The 17,325-nt window shown below is 42.5% G+C and carries 16 protein-coding genes; 7 read left to right on the top strand and 9 right to left on the bottom strand.

Features of this window, described 5'->3' with window-relative positions:
* Positions 1 to 108: 108 nt before the first annotated feature.
* The 3 genes from AM500_RS01500 to AM500_RS01490 are packed head-to-tail and all read left to right on the top strand — an operon-like array spanning position 109 to position 2,349.
* Complete coding sequence (locus AM500_RS01500; protein ID WP_053597617.1) at positions 109 to 888, top strand: transporter substrate-binding domain-containing protein; 780 nt, start codon at positions 109 to 111, stop codon at positions 886 to 888.
* A gap of 39 nt (positions 889 to 927) precedes the next feature.
* A complete protein-coding gene (locus tag AM500_RS01495) occupies positions 928 to 1,593 on the top strand; it encodes an amino acid ABC transporter permease (RefSeq protein ID WP_043930168.1) in 666 nt (221 codons plus the stop codon).
* A 12-nt stretch (positions 1,594 to 1,605) separates the two neighbouring features.
* Positions 1,606 to 2,349: an amino acid ABC transporter ATP-binding protein gene (locus AM500_RS01490; protein WP_053597616.1), complete on the top strand. Its 744-nt coding sequence runs from the start codon at positions 1,606 to 1,608 to the stop codon at positions 2,347 to 2,349.
* A gap of 364 nt (positions 2,350 to 2,713) precedes the next feature.
* Here the strand turns inward: AM500_RS01490 and AM500_RS01485 are convergent, their stop codons facing one another.
* From AM500_RS01485 to AM500_RS01460, 6 genes are all read right to left on the bottom strand, one after another.
* The gene (locus AM500_RS01485) at positions 2,714 to 3,922 is read right to left on the bottom strand and encodes an MFS transporter (RefSeq protein ID WP_053597615.1); all 1,209 of its coding nucleotides are present in this window, start codon (positions 3,920 to 3,922) and stop codon (positions 2,714 to 2,716) included.
* A 181-nt stretch (positions 3,923 to 4,103) separates the two neighbouring features.
* The gene (locus AM500_RS01480; RefSeq protein ID WP_053597614.1) at positions 4,104 to 4,811 is read right to left on the bottom strand and encodes an ABC transporter ATP-binding protein; all 708 of its coding nucleotides are present in this window, start codon (positions 4,809 to 4,811) and stop codon (positions 4,104 to 4,106) included.
* On the bottom strand, positions 4,811 to 5,590 hold the full coding sequence (locus AM500_RS01475) for an ABC transporter ATP-binding protein (protein WP_043930174.1): 780 nt from the start codon (positions 5,588 to 5,590) through the stop codon (positions 4,811 to 4,813). Before AM500_RS01475 ends, AM500_RS01480 begins: the two co-directional genes overlap by 1 nt.
* On the bottom strand, positions 5,565 to 6,539 hold the full coding sequence (locus AM500_RS01470) for a branched-chain amino acid ABC transporter permease (protein WP_053597613.1): 975 nt from the start codon (positions 6,537 to 6,539) through the stop codon (positions 5,565 to 5,567). Before AM500_RS01470 ends, AM500_RS01475 begins: the two co-directional genes overlap by 26 nt.
* 11 nt (positions 6,540 to 6,550) lie before the next feature.
* Entirely contained in the window at positions 6,551 to 7,429 is an 879-nt protein-coding gene (locus AM500_RS01465) for a branched-chain amino acid ABC transporter permease (protein ID WP_053597612.1), read from the bottom strand.
* A gap of 181 nt (positions 7,430 to 7,610) precedes the next feature.
* Positions 7,611 to 8,777, bottom strand: coding sequence for an ABC transporter substrate-binding protein (locus tag AM500_RS01460; protein WP_053597611.1), 1,167 nt, complete (start codon positions 8,775 to 8,777; stop codon positions 7,611 to 7,613).
* Between the two features lie 289 nt (positions 8,778 to 9,066).
* Between AM500_RS01460 and pepT the strand changes: the two genes are divergently transcribed.
* Complete coding sequence (pepT, locus tag AM500_RS01455; RefSeq protein WP_053597610.1) at positions 9,067 to 10,299, top strand: peptidase T; 1,233 nt, start codon at positions 9,067 to 9,069, stop codon at positions 10,297 to 10,299.
* A gap of 60 nt (positions 10,300 to 10,359) precedes the next feature.
* Here the strand turns inward: pepT and AM500_RS01450 are convergent, their stop codons facing one another.
* The 3 genes from AM500_RS01450 to AM500_RS01440 form a co-directional block, all read right to left on the bottom strand.
* Entirely contained in the window at positions 10,360 to 11,574 is a 1,215-nt protein-coding gene (locus AM500_RS01450; protein WP_053597609.1) for an ABC transporter permease, read from the bottom strand.
* Positions 11,575 to 12,459 carry an ABC transporter ATP-binding protein gene (locus tag AM500_RS01445; RefSeq protein ID WP_053597608.1) on the bottom strand — a complete coding sequence of 295 codons (885 nt, stop codon included), beginning with the start codon at positions 12,457 to 12,459 and terminating at the stop codon, positions 11,575 to 11,577.
* A 256-nt stretch (positions 12,460 to 12,715) separates the two neighbouring features.
* Complete coding sequence (locus tag AM500_RS01440; protein ID WP_053597607.1) at positions 12,716 to 13,054, bottom strand: MGMT family protein; 339 nt, start codon at positions 13,052 to 13,054, stop codon at positions 12,716 to 12,718.
* Between the two features lie 333 nt (positions 13,055 to 13,387).
* Between AM500_RS01440 and AM500_RS01435 the strand changes: the two genes are divergently transcribed.
* From AM500_RS01435 to AM500_RS01425, 3 genes are all read left to right on the top strand, one after another.
* A complete protein-coding gene (locus AM500_RS01435) occupies positions 13,388 to 14,641 on the top strand; it encodes a GGDEF domain-containing protein (protein WP_053597606.1) in 1,254 nt (417 codons plus the stop codon).
* Positions 14,642 to 14,787: 146 nt separating this feature from the next.
* Entirely contained in the window at positions 14,788 to 15,507 is a 720-nt protein-coding gene (locus AM500_RS01430; protein WP_053597605.1) for a YebC/PmpR family DNA-binding transcriptional regulator, read from the top strand.
* Between the two features lie 122 nt (positions 15,508 to 15,629).
* Positions 15,630 to 17,324, top strand: coding sequence for a tripartite tricarboxylate transporter TctB family protein (locus AM500_RS01425; protein WP_053597604.1), 1,695 nt, complete (start codon positions 15,630 to 15,632; stop codon positions 17,322 to 17,324).
* The last annotated feature ends 1 nt before the right edge of the window (position 17,325 follow it).

The raw sequence follows: 17,325 nt of genomic DNA, 5'->3' as shown, positions 1-17,325 counted from the left end.
CCCCCTCTATACACGTCAAAAGTCCTACTAATTTTCCCCAACAGGATTATTATTTCAAAATAAAGGGTAAGAATCTTTATCGCACACGAAAGGAGCCTAACATTCTGCATGAATAAAAGGAACGTATTTTTTTTATGTTTATTATTTGCCGCACTTTTAACCGGCTGTGCCGAAAAGGAAAAGTTGGCAGATGGATCTGAGCTGATAAATAAAGATCAATTTGTATTTGCGGCTTCAGGTGAATTCAAGCCATTCAGTTACATTGATGAAAAGGATTTGTCGATGGACGGCTTTGATATCGCAGTCGGTGAAGCCGTTGCCAAGGAATTAGGCCTTGAACCTGTTCAAAAAAGGTTGAAATTCAAGGGTATCGTTGAAGGTGTTAAGACAGGGAGGGCCGATGCGGCCGTTGCTTCACACACCATTAATCCTCAAAGGAGCAAGCATGTATCCTTTTCTACCCCCTACTACTATTCAGGACCGCAAATTTTCGTGCGCCCCGACAGCGGGATAGAAACGGTCGATGACCTAAAAGGGAAAGAAGTAGCCGTCGCAAAGGGCTCAACCTATGCAGACACTGCAAGTAAATACACGTCAAATCTAAAAATGTACGATAGTGACATCACTGCGCTAAAGGCTTTAAGCATCGGAAGGCATGACGCCGTAATTACAGATTTTGTAACTGGAAAAAGCGCGGCTAAGGAAGGATTCGAAATCGAAGGCCGCCAGTTAATTGAGCGTAGTGAACAGGCGATTGTTTTGCCAAAGGATAACCCGCAGCTGCTGAAACGTGTGAATGAAGCACTCGAATCGCTTCGTAAGGATGGAACCTTAACGAAAATCTCCGAAAAATACTTTGGAGAAGACATTACGAAAAAACCGGAATAATCATTAATTTTAACTTTGCTTGGAAAGGAAGATCACACTTTGCCTAGTTTCTCACATTTTTTCTCAACTTTTGCAGATAGCAGCGGCCTATTTTGGGATGCTATGCTTTTAACGCTTAAACTTACTGCTGTATCTGTGTTATTCGGTATTTTGATTGGCTTATTTTTCGCACTCTTAAAAATATCAAATATAAAAATTCTTGGTTTTATCTCTGATGCGTATGTTTATCTTGTCCGTGGAACACCCTTGATTGTTCAAATTTTCATTCTTTACTTTGGTATTAGCGGGATTTTTTTGATTCCGGACTTCTGGGCAGCGGCTCTTGCACTTGCCTTTCATAATGGGGCATATATTGCTGAGATATTCCGTGGGACCATTCAGGCGGTTGATAAGGGCCAAATGGAAGCCGGCCGCTCTCTCGGAATGAGCAAGGGGCTTGCTATGAGAAGAATTATTTTGCCCCAGGCTTTCCGGCGTGCCCTTCCCCCGTTGGGCAACCAATTTATTATAGGACTTAAAGATTCCTCACTGGCAGCCTTTATCTCAATGAACGAGCTATTCAACGTGGCAACTACATTAGGTTCCAACAATTTCGATGAAATGACCTATTTGCTGATTGTAGCCGTTTATTATTTGATACTTGTGGCTCTGCTCACATTTATCGTCAACCGTTTTGAAAAAAGACTGGCAGTCAGTGATCGATAGGAGGAACAAGGTATGGAAGCTCGTGAAATGATTAGAATAGAAAACCTGAATAAATCATTCGGTGATTTACATGTATTAAAAGATATTAACCTAACAGTATATGAAAGTGATGTTGTCTGCTTAATTGGAGCTAGTGGGTCGGGAAAGAGTACTCTGCTGCGGTGTCTCAATTTCCTTGAAAAAAAGGACAGCGGCAAGCTCATTTTAAATGGAGAAGAAATTCTGCAGGGAACACATGATATTAATGAAGTGCGCCAACAAATCGGCATGGTTTTTCAGCACTTTAATCTTTTTCCTCATATGACAGTTCTTGAGAATATTATTGAAGCACCCATTCATGTCAAAAAAATCCCAAAAGAAACTGCTACTCAAGAAGCACTTGAACTTTTAAAGAAGGTGGGGCTAGACGATAAGGCCGATGTTTATCCAAGTAAGCTGTCAGGCGGACAAAAGCAACGGGTCGCCATTGCCAGGGCCCTTGCAATGCGGCCGGACATCATGCTGTTTGATGAGCCAACCTCCGCTCTTGACCCTGAACTTGTAGGTGAAGTTCTTCAGACTATGAAGGAACTTGCCGTGGACGGAATGACAATGGTTGTTGTCACCCATGAAATGGGGTTTGCACGCGAGGTTGCCGACTGGATTGTGTATATGAATGAAGGAAGTATTGTGGAAAAAGGCCATCCTGATGAAATTTTCTCAAATCCAAAGGAAGAGCGCACACGGGAGTTCCTTAGTTCAACTGAACTAAAATAGGTGCCGCACCACCCGAATTTTCTTGTTTCACCAAATTGTTACACTGATAATATAAATGGGGTACCGGATTCTTTACCGGTACCCCTTTTTTGGAATCTAGCTCCAGCGCCTAGCGCCTAGTGTCCTTCGCTCTCCGTCCTACGATAAGTCAAGCACGAATGCGCCTCGGCTCTTCGTGTTTCCTTTATCTCAGTTGGAGAGACTCCAGGCTATACGTCGCTGACCACTAAGGAAAGCATCCTGAGAATAAACATCGCAGGGACACAAAGGAAAGCTTCTCAGAATAATCTTCGCAGGGACAGGCGCTCTTTGCCTGTCGCGAGGCGGTTCTTTGCCTGTCACGAAGGCGCTTACGCTTTTTGTACTATTCCATGAGTTCCTTATTTTTCGTTTCCTTGCCAAGGAACAACACTGACGCGGCACCAATCAAAATTGATATACAGAAGACTGTGAAAATAACCTGCATTGATGCTCCCTGACTGGACAAGTACGGAACGAGCAGCGGTCCAAGTACACCGCCAATTCGACCCACCGATGCTGCCATACCTGCACCCGTTCCCCGTACTGCAGTAGGGTATTGTTCTGGCGAGTACGCATATAACGCACCCCATGCCCCAAGGTTAAAGAAGGATAGGAAGGCTCCAGCCGCCAAAAGCATGGTTAGTGACTCGCTTGTCCCAAAGAAATAAGCACTGACCGCTGTTCCAGCGAGATATACGACTAACACAAACTTCCTGCCTATTTTTTCAATAAAGTAAGAAGCTGTATAATACCCAGGAAGCTGAGCAAGTGTCATAATTAAAACGTATTGAAAACTCTGGACCATACTATAGCCTTTTCCGATTACTACGCTTGGAAGCCAAAGGAACATCCCATAATAGGAGAACACAACACAGAACCAGAGAATCCAGAGCATGGCAGTCTGTCGCTTATACTCCTTTGACCATAGTGTTCTTATACTTTCTAGTACTGTTGGTTTCTTCTGTTTCTCCCCTGAGGTAAACCGAGGTGAATCTGGCAAATGAACCCTAAGATATATAGCATATAAAGCTGGTATAGCGCTAATTAAAAGAGCAATCTGCCAGCCGAATTCCGGGATGACAAAATAGGAGATTACCGCGGCAATCAGCCAGCCCCATGCCCAAAAGCTTTCCAGCAAGACGACAATCTTGCCTCTCCTGTCTGCAGGCACCGACTCGGATACCAATGTCGATGCAACAGGAAGCTCCCCTCCGAGACCCATTCCAATTAGAAAACGCAATACGAGAAATATACCCAATGATGTTGTTAACGCTGATAGTCCACTGCCAATTGAGAAAAGCAGTAACGTAATGATTAATACTTTTTTACGTCCAATTCGGTCTGCAAACAATCCAAAAACAAGGGCACCCACAGCCATCCCTATTGAATTGATGCTGCCAATCCAGCCCATTTGCTGGGCCGTTAAGTCCCAATCGATTTTTAATGCTGCTATGATAAATGAAAGCATTCCTACATCCATCGCATCAAACATCCAGGCAAGCCCAGCAATACCCAGCAGCTTCCTTTCTGATACTGTCTTTTGTTTTACCATACTGACCCCCATCTTCTGTCTTTTCTATTCGTAGTTTGTCCTAAATCAAACATCTCTTATTTGTTAGGCCATACCATTATAACAGCTGTCAAGACAAGGGTAATAGTATTTTCGCTTCAATTTTTTTAAAAAAATAGAGGCTTCCCTTTTATATGTTAGGGACAGCCTCTACTGCTTTTTGTTAATGGCCGCCAAGATAGGCCATTTTTATTTGCTCACTTTCGTTCAATTCGGCAGCTGTACCAGACAGAACCACTCGGCCTGTTTCAATGACATAAGCTCGATGAGCAATTGATAGAGCCATGTGCGCATTCTGTTCCACAAGCATAATGGTTGTACCAGTTTCGTTAATTTCACTAATAATCCGAAATATCGTTTTTACCAGAAGAGGTGCAAGCCCCATGGATGGTTCATCCAAAAGGAGCAGCCGGGGTCTGGCCATTAAAGCCCTGCCCATCGCAAGCATTTGCTGCTCGCCTCCCGATAGTGTCCCGGCATGCTGCTTACGGCGTTCCTCAAGTCTTGGGAAAAGCTCGAATATCTTTCCAAAGTCCTCCTTGATACCAGCTTTATCCCTTCTAAGATAAGCCCCCAATTCGAGGTTTTCTTCAACTGTCATATTAGCAAAAACTCTCCGCCCTTCCGGAACATGAGAAATGCCCAGTTTTACAATTGATTGGGCTGCCTTCCCTGAGATAGACTGGTTTTGAAATTCAATTTTGCCCTGTTTTGGCTTGAGCAGGCCAGAAACCGTTTTAAGGAGGGTGCTCTTCCCAGCTCCATTCGCTCCAATCAGCGTAACAATTTCCCCTTCATTGACCTCAAGAGAAACGCCTTTTAATGCCTGGATATTACCGTAATATACATTGATTCCATCGACTCTCAGCATCAGGATACCTCCTCGCCCAAATAAGCCTCAATAACCTTTGGATTATTCCTGATTTCCTCTGGTGTTCCTTGTGCAATTAGCTGGCCGTGGTCAAGGACGTATATCCGTTCACAGACTCCCATAACTAACCCCATGTCGTGCTCAATAAGCAATACAGTCAGGTGAAAACGGTCTCTAATAAATGATATCAGTTTCATAAGTTCTTTCGTTTCATGTGGATTCATGCCCGCTGCCGGTTCATCCAATAAGAGTATTTTGGGATTTGCAGCAAGCGCCCGAGCAATTTCCAGCCTCCGTTGCTGACCGTAAGGAAGGTTCTTTGCCTTTTCATCCCTGTATTTTTCCAGTCCAAAAATTTTAAGGAACTCGACTGCCTTCTCATCCATTTCCCTTTCTCCTTCAAAATGCTTAGGAAGTCGGAAAACGGAGCTGGGAATTCCATGTTTTGCAAGCGAGTGATAAGCAACCTTCACATTATCTATGACAGATAACTCTCCAAACAGCCGAATATTCTGGAAGGTTCTGCTGACCCCTTTTTTTGTTATTTTATAAGGTGCAAGCTTATTCAGCCTGTCACCGTCAAGGACAATTTCACCTTCAGTCGGGACGTATACCCCCGTAAGCAAGTTGAAAAAAGTTGTCTTTCCCGCACCGTTGGGGCCGATCAGGCCAACCAGCTCACCCTGAAATAATTCCAGATTTACATCCCATACTGCCTTCAGCCCGCCAAATCGAATCCCAGCCTTTTCGACCTTAAGCAACGGTTTGTCCTGTGCCATCACTATGCCCCCCTTCCTGCTTTTTCGACTTTTTAAAGAATGATGTTATTTCCCTAGTTCCCATAAGGCCTTGCGGACGATAAATCATTGTAAGAATGAGTACAAGGCTATAAATAATCATTCTTGTATCGGCATATGATTGCAGCGTTGTTGAGATGAGGGTCAGAAGAATTGCTGCAATAATAGCTCCCGACATGCTTCCTAAACCTCCAAGCACAACAAAGATTAAAATATCAAATGATTTCAGGAAACCGAAATTTGATGGCTGGATGATGTAAAAGTTATGGGCAAATAATGCGCCGCCCACCCCGGCAAAAAATGCACCGATGACAAATGCAACCACCTTATAATACGTTGTGTTTATCCCCATTGCATCAGCGGCCGTTTCGTCCTCCCGGATAGAAATACATGCCCGTCCATGAGTTGAATTAGTGAAATTGACGATAACAAGGATCGTAATGAATACACAGGCGAACGTCCAGCCCCACGTGCTCATTTGGGAAACTTGCATTCCGCTTGCGCCCCCGACGTAATCAAAGTTCAAGAGGCCAATCCGAACAATTTCCCCGAATCCCAGAGTTGCAATAGCTAGATAATCTCCTTTAAGCCTCAAACTAGGGATTCCAATGACTAGGCCAAAAACAGCAGCGACCAGGCCGCCTACCAGAAGCGCAACAATGAACGGGAGCTCGAACTTCATTGTCATGATTGCGGAAGCATAAGCCCCGACAGCAAGGAATCCCGCATGGCCAATTGAAAATTGTCCAGTAATTCCAATAATTAGATGCAGGCTAGCTGCAAGCATAATGTTTATCCCTATCGTAATTAGCGTATTAATGTGGAAAATATTCAGTGTTCCGCTGGTTATCAGAACCTGTATAACTGAAAATACAACCAAGGCAAGAGCGATCCAAAACCAGAAACCTTTAGAGCGTTTTAAGGTTTTCATTCTGTTCCCCCCTATACTTTCTCTCTCACGTTTTTACCAAACAGTCCAGCCGGGAGAAAAATAAGGATTAGAATCAGGACGATAAAGGCAACGCCATCACGCCAGAGGGAATAGCCAAGAGCACTAACAAGTGCTTCAATCACTCCGAGCAGAAGCCCGCCGACCATGGCACCCGGGATAATGCCGATTCCCCCCAAAACCGCTGCAACGAATGCCTTGAGGCCTGGAATGATTCCCATTAAAGGTTCAATTTTTGTGTAGTACGTACCAAAAATAACTCCCGCAGCTCCTGCAAGTGCGGAACCAATTGCAAATGTAGCCGAAATTGTATTGTTAACGTTAATGCCCATCAGCCTTGCTGCATCGGCATCGTGTGAAACAGCGCGCATCGCTTTGCCAATCTTTGTTTTATGGACGATAAATTGAAGAATAATCATAAGTGCGACGGAAACACCTAATATAAATAGGGACTGGCTGCCGACCGAGAGCCCGAATAAATTAATTGTTTCTTTAGGAAGAACATCTGAAGGATAGGCCTCAGGTTGTGCACCTCGGATATAAATGACGCCATACTCAATTAAGAGCGACACACCAATCGCAGTAATAAGAGCTGCAATTCTCGTGGCATTCCTGAGAGGCTTGTACGCAATCCTTTCAATCAACACACCGAAAATGGCACATACCGTCATTGTCAGGATAAGTGCCGGGAAAAAACTCAGCTCAAGGATGGTAATCGAATAAAATCCGACAAAGGCGCCTACCATGAATACATCCCCGTGTGCAAAATTGATCAGTTTAACGATTCCGTATACCATTGTATAGCCCAGCGCAATCAGAGCATAAATGCTCCCAAGTGAAATTCCGTTTATCAGCTGCTGTACGAATTCCATTATTAAACTCCCCTTGAAAGGTACTTTAGTCGAATAGAAGCACATCCTCCTAAATGATGATGCGCCTGTTCCGCTATAGTTTAACTTTTAAGCCGAAATAGGGGGACATCGCCCCCTATTTCCCATATTGCTTATTGTTTTGCTGCTTGTATCAAGCGATCGAATGCGCTTACGCTTTTCTTTAAGGGTTTACTTTGGTCTCAAATTTCTGTTCGCCGCCCTCATATTTCAGGATTGCCGCAGATTTGATTGGATCATGTTTATCATCAAGTGTCAGCAGGCCGGACACAAGTTGAAGGTCCTTTGTTTCTTCTAGAGCCTTTTGGATTTTCGCAGGGTCCGCACTTCCGGCACGTTTAATTGCGTCAGCCAAGTAGTAGGCTGTATCATAACCAAGTGCAGCGAAGGCATCCGGTGATTTGCCTTTGTACTTTGCCTTGAAGGCCTCAACAAACTTTTGAATCCTTTCATCCGGGTCAGCAGCGGAATAGTGGTTAGTGATAAATGTATTATTCAACGCATCACCGCCTGCAATTTCAACAAGCTTAGGAGAATCCCATCCATCTCCTCCCATAATTGGCACGGTAATACCCAATTCACGTGCCTGCTTGATGATAAGGCCAACTTCCTCATAGTAGCCTGGCAGGAAGATGAAATCAGGGTTCTTTGACTTAATACGAGTTAGAGTAGCACGGAAGTCAGTATCCTTGGCAACATACGCATCCTCAGTCACTACTTCTCCTTTATAGGCTTCCTTGAACGCTGCAGCAAGGCCTTTTGAATAGTCACTTGCTGTATCGACGTATACAGCAGCCTTTTTTGAACCTAGCTTATCAGCAGCAAAGTTTGCCGCTACTGTCCCCTGGAACGGATCGATAAAACATGTCCGGAAGGCATAGGAATTTACTTTTCCTCCCTTGTTCGTGATATCTGGATTTGTACCTGTAGGAGTGATGACCGGCACTTTATTTTTCTCTGCTACTTGAATCTGGGCCAATGTGTTCGTACTTGTGGCTGCGCCTATGATTGCCGCTACCTTATCCTGGCTGACGAGCTTTACGGCCCCTGAAGTAGCTTCGGAAGCGTCTGATTTGTTGTCGAATTTAATCAGCTTAATTTTCTTTCCATCGATGCCCTCTTTGTTAATATCCTCAAGTGCAAGCTCTAGCCCTTCCGCAATGGATTGGCCGTAGGAGGCTACTCCTCCGGATAATTCGAGGTTCGCTCCAATTTTAATCGTCTTGCTGTCTCCACCCGATCCGCCTGTTCCCTGACTGCCGCAGCCTGCCAACACGCCGGCAAGCAAGGAAAATGATAGAAAAATACCTGCTAACTTTCTTTTCTTCATCCAATTATCCCCCTTATATTCTTTTTTCGGATGATGATAATTCGTGCTGCGAAATGAATTCTTTTAATTCATAATAAAACCAATATTCTGAAAACATTGTACATGATAGTCCTAAATCCGTCTAGTATAATAATAGTTTTTTGCCATAGCTTTTTATCTCCAAGCTTCCCCAAACTTCGACAAAACGAGAAAATGTTTTTCTTAGCAAATCCTTTCTTTGGAGTGGTTTGTATTATAATGACACTATCAACGAATATTTTTCAATTTATATTTAGGAGATGTGATTATAGTGGAAAAAGAATTGATCGACCGATTTATTTCTTATATTAAAATCGACACTCAATCCAGTGAAGAAAGCGAGTCCTTTCCCTCAACTTATGGCCAGCTTGAGTTGGCTAACATGCTAGTAAACGAACTTAAGAGAATTGGCATGGCGGAAGTAACAATGGATGCCAACGGCTATGTAATGGCCACTCTTCCAGCTAATACTGAGAAGGATGTCCCTGTAATTGGCTTCCTGGCTCATGTGGATACGGCTACGGATTTTACTGGCAAAGGAGTAAATCCACGGTTGGTTGAAAACTATGATGGAAAGGATATCACTCTCAATGAAACCTCAGGAGTTGTGATGAAAACATCTGAATTTCCTCAGCTAGCTAATTACACAGGCCATAAGCTGATTACAACCGATGGTACTACTCTACTGGGTGCGGATAATAAGGCAGGTGTTGCCGAAATAATTACAGCTATGGATTATCTTATACAAAACCCGGATATCAAGCATGGTAAAATCAGAGTTGCTTTTACCCCAGATGAAGAAATCGGCCGCGGGCCGCATCGGTTTGATGTTCAAGCCTTTAGCGCTCAATATGCATACACAGTGGATGGCGGTCCCCTTGGGGAGCTGGAGTTTGAAAGCTTCAATGCCGCTGCTGCTAAGCTAACCTTTAAAGGGTCCAATATCCATCCTGGCACCGCAAAGGGCAAAATGGTCAATTCGATGAAACTGGCAATGGATTTCCATCATCACCTGCCAGCTAGTGAGGCCCCAGAGCTGACAGAGGGCTATGAAGGATTCTATCATTTGCTTTCCTTTAATGGTGATGTTGAAGAAACAAGGCTCAATTATATTATCCGAGACTTTGATAAGGAAAATTTTGAGGCCCGAAAAGAAAAAATGAGGGAAATTGCAGCGGATCTAAAAAAAGCTTATGGAGAAAATGCTGTTATATTGGAGCTTAACGATCAGTACTATAACATGAAAGAAAAAATTGAACCTGTAAAGGAAATTGTTGACATTGCACACAAGGTTATGACAGGTTTGGACATCTCCCCAATTGTTAAACCGATACGGGGCGGAACTGATGGCTCACAACTGTCCTATATGGGGCTTCCAACTCCGAATATTTTTACCGGAGGCGAGAACTTCCACGGAAAATATGAATTCATATCAGTAGATAACATGCTCAAAGCTGTCCAGGTCATAATCGGAATTGCTGAATCATTTGAGAAACGTGCTTAATCTAAAAAAGCGGCCGTCGCATTTAGGACAGCCGCTTCAACTTTTTAACCCTATTCTTCTTTATGCCTCAGTGCTCTTAGCCATTTTTATGACATCTGTAAGATTGGTTTTACCGCTATATCTCATAACACCTTTTGAATAAATACGGTTTGCAATATAGCTCAAAATGCCAATTGATATTACCAGGACAACAATTGACAGGATGACCTCAAGCGAACCAGCTTCACCAAGGACAATCCTTGAGAATGTAACCATTGGCGAGAAAAATGGAATATAAGAACTTGCCAGAACGATTCCTGCATTCGGATCCATCATGGTTTTAAACCCTAAGAAGAAACCACCCATGAGCAGTATGGATATTGGGAATATGATTGTACCGATATCCTCCATCCTGCTGATTGTCGAGGTTATGGAAGCAAATAACAAAGCATAGACCGTATATCCCAGCATGAAATAAAGTCCAAGGAATAAGAAGATTTTAGGATTCAAGACGGATAGGTCCAATGCCATTCCCATGATGTTCATTTCCCCAGTTGTCCATCCCAGAAGCTTGGCAATGACATAACCAAGAGCAACCATCCCGATTTGCAATAATCCTGAAAGCATTGCTGCAATGATTTTTGCATACATCATCGTAATGGGCTTCACTTTTGTAATCATGATTTCCATTACTCTAGTTGTCTTTTCTCCGGCAATCCCCAGCGAAACCGTATTTCCGAACATGATGATAAACATATACATCAAGAACAGGAAGAAGTATACCAGTCCAAGAGATTCTGTTTCCTTTAAGGTAACCTCATTTACTTTTACCGGGGTTAGAAGGGCTCCCGCAACAGCAGGATCGATCCCATTGGCTGTAACCACATTGTTTATATATTGCGGCTGAACGACAGCATTAATCAGTGCCAGTACCTGATAATCTGCCATGCGCCTGAAATGGTAGTCCACCTCGGGGGCTTCACCACTTCCTTTCAAGACAATCAGCGCATCAATATTTCCAGCCTCAACCTCTTTTTTAATCCCCGAAACTTTATCTTCACCAATCTTTTTAATTTCTGCAAAATCAGCGGCGTTCCCCGCTTCGCTAGTATTGAATTCATAGGCTTGAGATTGGTCACTTACATAGACGGTCATCTTTTCTTCTTTGTCAAAATAATGCATAAACCCGAAATAGCCCAGAACTACCGAAAATAGAACAGCGGCAGTTATTATGTAGCTTTTTGCTGATAAACCTTCCTTTAGATGAAACTTTAATACCGTCAGAAATTTTCTCACTTAACCCACCCTCTCGACAAAGATTTGATGCAGTGTAGGCTCTAGCAGCGAAAAGTTTTGCAGTGTGATCCCAGTGGATGCGGCTGCATTCAAGATATCCATACCTTCCTTTTCGTTATGTACCTTTGCTATGTACACATTGCCATTCTTCTCAAATGGCAAATTGAATTTGCCGAAGACAGGTTCAAGCTTCTGAGCTGAAGTGATTTTGAGATTTTTATAGCCGTAATCATCCTTGACCTTCTGTAATTTGCCAGCTACTTCAATATTTCCTTGCTTCATTAGGCAGACATTCTCACAAAACATCTCAATGGATTCCATTCGATGGCTTGAAAGGATGATTGTTTTTTTCAGAGCGACAAGCTCCTCTATAACATTCCCAAGCATTGTGGCATTGACTGGGTCAAGACCGCTGAAAGGCTCATCAAGGATAATGATATCCGGGTCATGGAGGAGGGTAGCAATAATTTGTATTTTCTGCTGGTTTCCCTTTGATAGATCACTTGCAAGCTTATTTTTATAGTCAGTGATTTCAAACTTCTCTAGCCAGTAATCTATTCTTTCAATCGCTTTCTTCTTGCTAAGCCCTTCAAGTTCACCAAAGTATCTTAATTGTTCTGACACTTTTGTTTTAGGGTATAGGCCCCGTTCTTCGGGAAGGTAGCCAATCGACAACTCATCTCTGTGAAAAGGATGGCCATTCCAAAGGATTTCTCCGCTATCACGGCCAACAAGGCCGAGCATCATCTTAATGGTTGTCGTCTTACCCGCCCCGTTCCTTCCTAGCAGGCCGAGTACCTGGCCTTCCTGCAATTCGAGGCTTATATTATTTACAGCTACATTTTCCCCATACCTCTTAGTAAGATTGCGAATTTCCAATCCCATGTAGATCCCCCTTTTCCAACTCTATTATTCTAAATATCTAATTCCAGATCCTTGGCTGTTGAAGACCTGAGCCTTATTGGCCAAATGAAAGCTGCCCACCCCTACGTATACGGCTGTTATGAGCAATAAGTTCCCATTAATTGAAAAAATATTCCAACCAATTGCCTCCAATGCAAAAAACCTATAGAATAGACTGTTTTAACTTGGTGTCTATTCTACAGGATACGGTTAAACCATATTTCTATTGATAATCGTGCTATTCTTCCTCAAAAAATAGCATCCCATCCACTTCCAAAGGGGAATAAATTGAAGCTTGAAGATCGACGCGCCCAAATGAAAATTTAACGCCTTCCTTTTCAAGGAGCCTGCGCTGGGTCATGTTGGTTTCTTCATCCTTTATTGCCACTTCTCCTTTGCTATTAACAACCCTGTGCCAAGGGAGCTGATACTTTTCACTCATGGAGTGAAGGATTCTAACAACCTGCCTTGCTGCCCGAGGACTGCCCGCCACTCTCGCAATTTGCCCATAGGTCATAACATTTCCACGGGGTATGTCCTTTATGATTTTAATAACTCGTTCAGAAAACTGCTCCATTCAACATCTTTCCTTCTATAGTGAACCTAAAGGCGGGTAAGTATCACCTACAGATTCAGGCTTTTTTGAAAATGTACATTCTATGAAATTTTACACAAGGGATTTTAATTTGTCATGGAGAAGCAAAAAGTAAATCGCATGTGAAGCCATTCGGTGGGGAATCATCCATTATCAGGTAAACCGTTCGACAAAATTCGAGAACACCATTAATAGAATCAAGCTTTTTTCCCGTATGAAAAAATTTTTTCAGATTACTCCAAAAAATAGCTCTATAAACCTTTTACTCTTTAAAGTATTATTAAGCCATAGGATCGGGAAGGGGCAACAACTGGAATGAAGAAAGCAAGAGTTTATGATTTTGTTTTGTTTTTTTCCGCAATGGCTATTTCCTTTTATTCACAGGGATTATTGATAGATAAAAACTTGTTTTTAAAAACGCTGCTTTTATTTTTGGCATTCTCCATGTTATATCAGCATCTTCGGATTGTAGACAAAACCGGTAGTACCACTTTTGATTATGGGATTAACTATGGCCTTGCACTTGGTATTTTTGCCGGACCTATGGGGCTTTTTATTTTTGAGGCCATCTACCGGTTCCTGATATTTTTTAGGCGAAAATATACAAAAACGGATGACCCCGAAGAATTATTTGATACATTTTACAACATTGGCGCCTTTACGATTGTGTATTCCATTGCGTTTTATTTGTTTGATTTTCTTTACCCGCTACTAGATGCAATGCCATTTGGCTTTTGGCTGTTAATCATCTTGCTTGTAGGTATAACATCTTTAGTAATAGATGTCTTTTTAATCGTTGCCTTTTATCTCCTTGGGGACATCCGAACGGTAAAGGAAGCAATTGATTTTATTAAAAGCCGGAATGTCCTTGATATGGGAAAAACAGCTCTGACCAATGGACTCCTGCTATTATTTCTGTTAGATGTTGACTGGGGTATGCTCATTGCCTTATTTATTCTCAATTACATAGTCAGCCTTTCATTTTACTCAAAATCACAAAGCATTCAAGATAAATTTGAAAGAGATAAATTTGAACAAATGGCTTACACAGACTTCTTGACGGGAGTCCACAACCGTGCGTTTATGGACAAGCGAATGGCTGAACTTGGGGGAACGGAGGAATTTATTGCGATTATTGTTGCCGATATTGATAATTTCAAAAGTATTAACGATAGTTACAACCATTCCGTAGGTGACCAGGTTATTAAACATTTTGCCAGCACATTGAAAAGCTATTTAAACAGTAACGATAATTTGTTCAGAAGCGGTGGCGAGGAATTCACCATTTTCCTTCGCAATCGAAATTATCTTCAATGCAAAGAGTTGGTTGAAAAAATCTTGAACGGGCTAGATGAAAAAATTGTGGAAGCCGAATTTGGGTCTGAGCATATACATATTCCCTATACTTCTTCTTTTGGTCTTTATTATTTTAAGGTGAAAAGCCAAAATTCAATGGAGAAAGGCTATATCCAGGCAGACCAGCTGCTTTTGGAAGCCAAACGGCTCGGCAGGAACCGGGTAACCGCCTCCAGTGAATGTACTGAATATGAACAAACTCTGGTAAAATAAATTGCCATTCCCGATAAAGGAATGGCTTTTTGCTTTATGTGCTACTTAAAATATTTGACAGTTTAAGGTATAATAGGCGATGGTAATTAGTTATATTATTGGGCAATCATTCATTGCTTACTTTTGTGGAAAGAGAGTGTGACCATATGGGCCGCAAATGGAATAATATTAAAGAAAAAAAGGCTTCAAAAGATGCAAATACAAGCCGTATTTACGCTAAATTTGGCCGTGAAATATATGTAGCAGCAAGGCAAGGAGAACCTGACCCCGAGTCCAACCAGGCTCTCAAGGTTGTTCTTGAACGGGCTAAGACCTACAGTGTTCCTAAGCATATTATTGAAAAAGCAATTGAAAAAGCAAAGGGCGGTTCCGAAGAAGCCTACACCGAGCTGCGGTATGAAGGCTTTGGTCCGAGCGGCTCCATGGTCATCGTAGATGCTTTGACCAACAACGTCAATCGTACGGCCTCAGATGTCCGTGCTGCCTTTGGAAAAAATGGCGGCAATATGGGTGTAAGCGGGTCTGTTTCTTACATGTTTGATGCTACAGCGGTCTTTGGTATCGAAGGTAAGACTTCTGATGAGGTACTCGAGCTTCTTATGGAAGCTGATGTGGATGTACGGGATATCATTGAAGAGGAAGACTCTGTCATTGTCTATGCCGAGCCTGACCAATTCCATGCAGTACAGGAAGCATTTAAACAGGCTGGCATCACCGAATTCACTATTGCCGAACTCACTATGCTCGCCCAAACTGATGTGGCACTAGATGGGGATGCGTTAGCCAAATTCGAGAAAATGATTGATGCCCTTGAGGACCTTGAAGATGTCCGCCAAGTATACCATAACGTGGATCTGAGTGAATAAATATAACAATGGCTTTCCGGTTTAAGGGAAAGCCTTTTTCTTTTGCCCGGGCTAAATCTGAATCTTTTTATATCATCATACGTATTACTTGTTACAAGTCAGTTGTATTGAAAGGAGCCACCATGGGGAATATCTATATTTTTTCATTGATTTTCGGGTTGCTGGCATCAATTCTTATTTTTCCATTTACCGCAACCCAGCCTGCAGCAAAGGCAAAAACGGCTAAGAAGGACTACAAGCCTGGATTGGGAATCCTGGCAGGAATAGCAATCATTTTTACAATAGTTATTTTTATTTATTATTATATAACTAATCTGGATAGGAACTTCTCTTCCTTCTGGCCATTTCTCATCCTCATCTCTGCTTTAGGTGCTCTGCTTGCCCGGGGAAAGGAACAACTTGTAAAATCCTTAATCTTTATCGCAGGCCTTTTGCTTGGATTTTATTTCATGACAGCTTTTCTATTTAATGCTGATGAAAAGTTCGAAACTGCAAAAATGGAGCAGCAGACCGAGATAAAGACCTTTGATGAAACAAAGACGCCCGCAAGTGTCCCGCCTCAATTTGCCCGGAATAAAATGAGGAAAGCGTTTGGCCAAGTACCAAATACCAGCTACTACGAACTTGGGAGCCTGCAGATTCAAAAGATAAATAATGAGTATGTTTATATTGCTCCTGTTGAGTTTTCTGGATTTTTCAAATGGTTCAATGGCGATAAAACACCAGGCTACTTTACCCTAAGTGCAACAGACTCAACAGCAAACCCGAAATTCGTAAAATCCGATATGATTTATACCCCTTCGTCTTATTTCGGCAAAAGTATTGAACGCCATATCAGGATGCAGTATCCAGATTATATTTTTAAAGGCGATGTCCAGCTTGAAATCGATGAGGAAGGCAAACCTTATTATATCCGTTCATATGGTAATTTCATTTCAGCAAGAAATGGATTTTCTGTTAAAGGCATAGTTGTCGTTGATCCTTTAAGCGGCAAGACCGAAGACTTTTTATTAAAGGATGCACCCGCATTCATAGATGGTTCTGTTTCACCTGAAGTTGTGAGCCTGCAAAACAGCTATTTCGGCAAATATATACATGGATTTTGGAACAGCGTGTTTGGAAAAACAGATGTGAAGCTTCCTTCGGATGAGGGAACCGAAGCTAATGTGACTCCAATCTTTGATGAAAACGGAGCTATGTATTATTTCACCGACTTCACTAGCCCCAAGGAAGGCGTCGATTCAATGCTCGGCTATTCACTGACAGACTCACGTAGCGGGGATGCCACCTATTATACGGGCAACCTTGAAGAATCGTATATGGATTCCGAAGGTGCCTTGCAAATTATTGAGAAAAAATTCATTGAAAAGAAGTGGAAGGGCCGGATGCCAGTCTTATATAACTTCTATGGAGAAGCCAGCTGGCTTACACCTGTCCTTGATTCAAACGGCTTTTTGCAAAATTACTTTATTGTCTCAGCTGCAAATCCAGAGATCTCTGTATACGGTACAACACCGAATGATGCTCTCCGCCAATATAAACTTGCCCTCCAACGAGGCGGCGGCGGTGTTGATGGCAGTTCCCAAGCTGAAGAAAAGCAAGTAAGCGGTACGGTCCTCCGTGTATATAAGGAAAAGTCAGGAGACTACACTGCTGTATCGTTCCTGCTTGATAATCGCCAAAACTTTATTCTCTCATCCGAACGGCTTCCGCTTGCTATTTATCTGAAAGAGGGAGACAAGGTCGTTATTACCTATCTCGATACAGGTGAAACTTTCCTGACTGTTAAAGAGATGAGGATTGAAGGATTAGAATAAT

The organism is Bacillus sp. FJAT-18017 (assembly GCF_001278805.1).
Classification (GTDB): domain Bacteria; phylum Bacillota; class Bacilli; order Bacillales; family Cytobacillaceae; genus Bacillus_D.
Note: the sequence above shows the minus strand (reverse complement) of the source record. Positions and strands in the feature narration are given on the sequence as shown.

Coding starts and splice junctions, on each gene's coding strand:
- AM500_RS01500 (WP_053597617.1), top strand. CDS start 109: ATGAATAAAAGGAACGTATTTTTTTTATGTTTATTATTTGCCGCACTT.
- AM500_RS01490 (WP_053597616.1), top strand. CDS start 1,606: ATGGAAGCTCGTGAAATGATTAGAATAGAAAACCTGAATAAATCATTC.
- AM500_RS01485 (WP_053597615.1), bottom strand. CDS start 3,922: ATGGTAAAACAAAAGACAGTATCAGAAAGGAAGCTGCTGGGTATTGCT.
- AM500_RS01480 (WP_053597614.1), bottom strand. CDS start 4,811: ATGCTGAGAGTCGATGGAATCAATGTATATTACGGTAATATCCAGGCA.
- AM500_RS01475 (WP_043930174.1), bottom strand. CDS start 5,590: ATGGCACAGGACAAACCGTTGCTTAAGGTCGAAAAGGCTGGGATTCGA.
- AM500_RS01470 (WP_053597613.1), bottom strand. CDS start 6,539: ATGAAAACCTTAAAACGCTCTAAAGGTTTCTGGTTTTGGATCGCTCTT.
- AM500_RS01465 (WP_053597612.1), bottom strand. CDS start 7,429: ATGGAATTCGTACAGCAGCTGATAAACGGAATTTCACTTGGGAGCATT.
- AM500_RS01460 (WP_053597611.1), bottom strand. CDS start 8,777: ATGAAGAAAAGAAAGTTAGCAGGTATTTTTCTATCATTTTCCTTGCTT.
- AM500_RS01445 (WP_053597608.1), bottom strand. CDS start 12,459: ATGGGATTGGAAATTCGCAATCTTACTAAGAGGTATGGGGAAAATGTA.
- AM500_RS01440 (WP_053597607.1), bottom strand. CDS start 13,054: ATGGAGCAGTTTTCTGAACGAGTTATTAAAATCATAAAGGACATACCC.
- AM500_RS01435 (WP_053597606.1), top strand. CDS start 13,388: ATGAAGAAAGCAAGAGTTTATGATTTTGTTTTGTTTTTTTCCGCAATG.
- AM500_RS01430 (WP_053597605.1), top strand. CDS start 14,788: ATGGGCCGCAAATGGAATAATATTAAAGAAAAAAAGGCTTCAAAAGAT.
- AM500_RS01425 (WP_053597604.1), top strand. CDS start 15,630: ATGGGGAATATCTATATTTTTTCATTGATTTTCGGGTTGCTGGCATCA.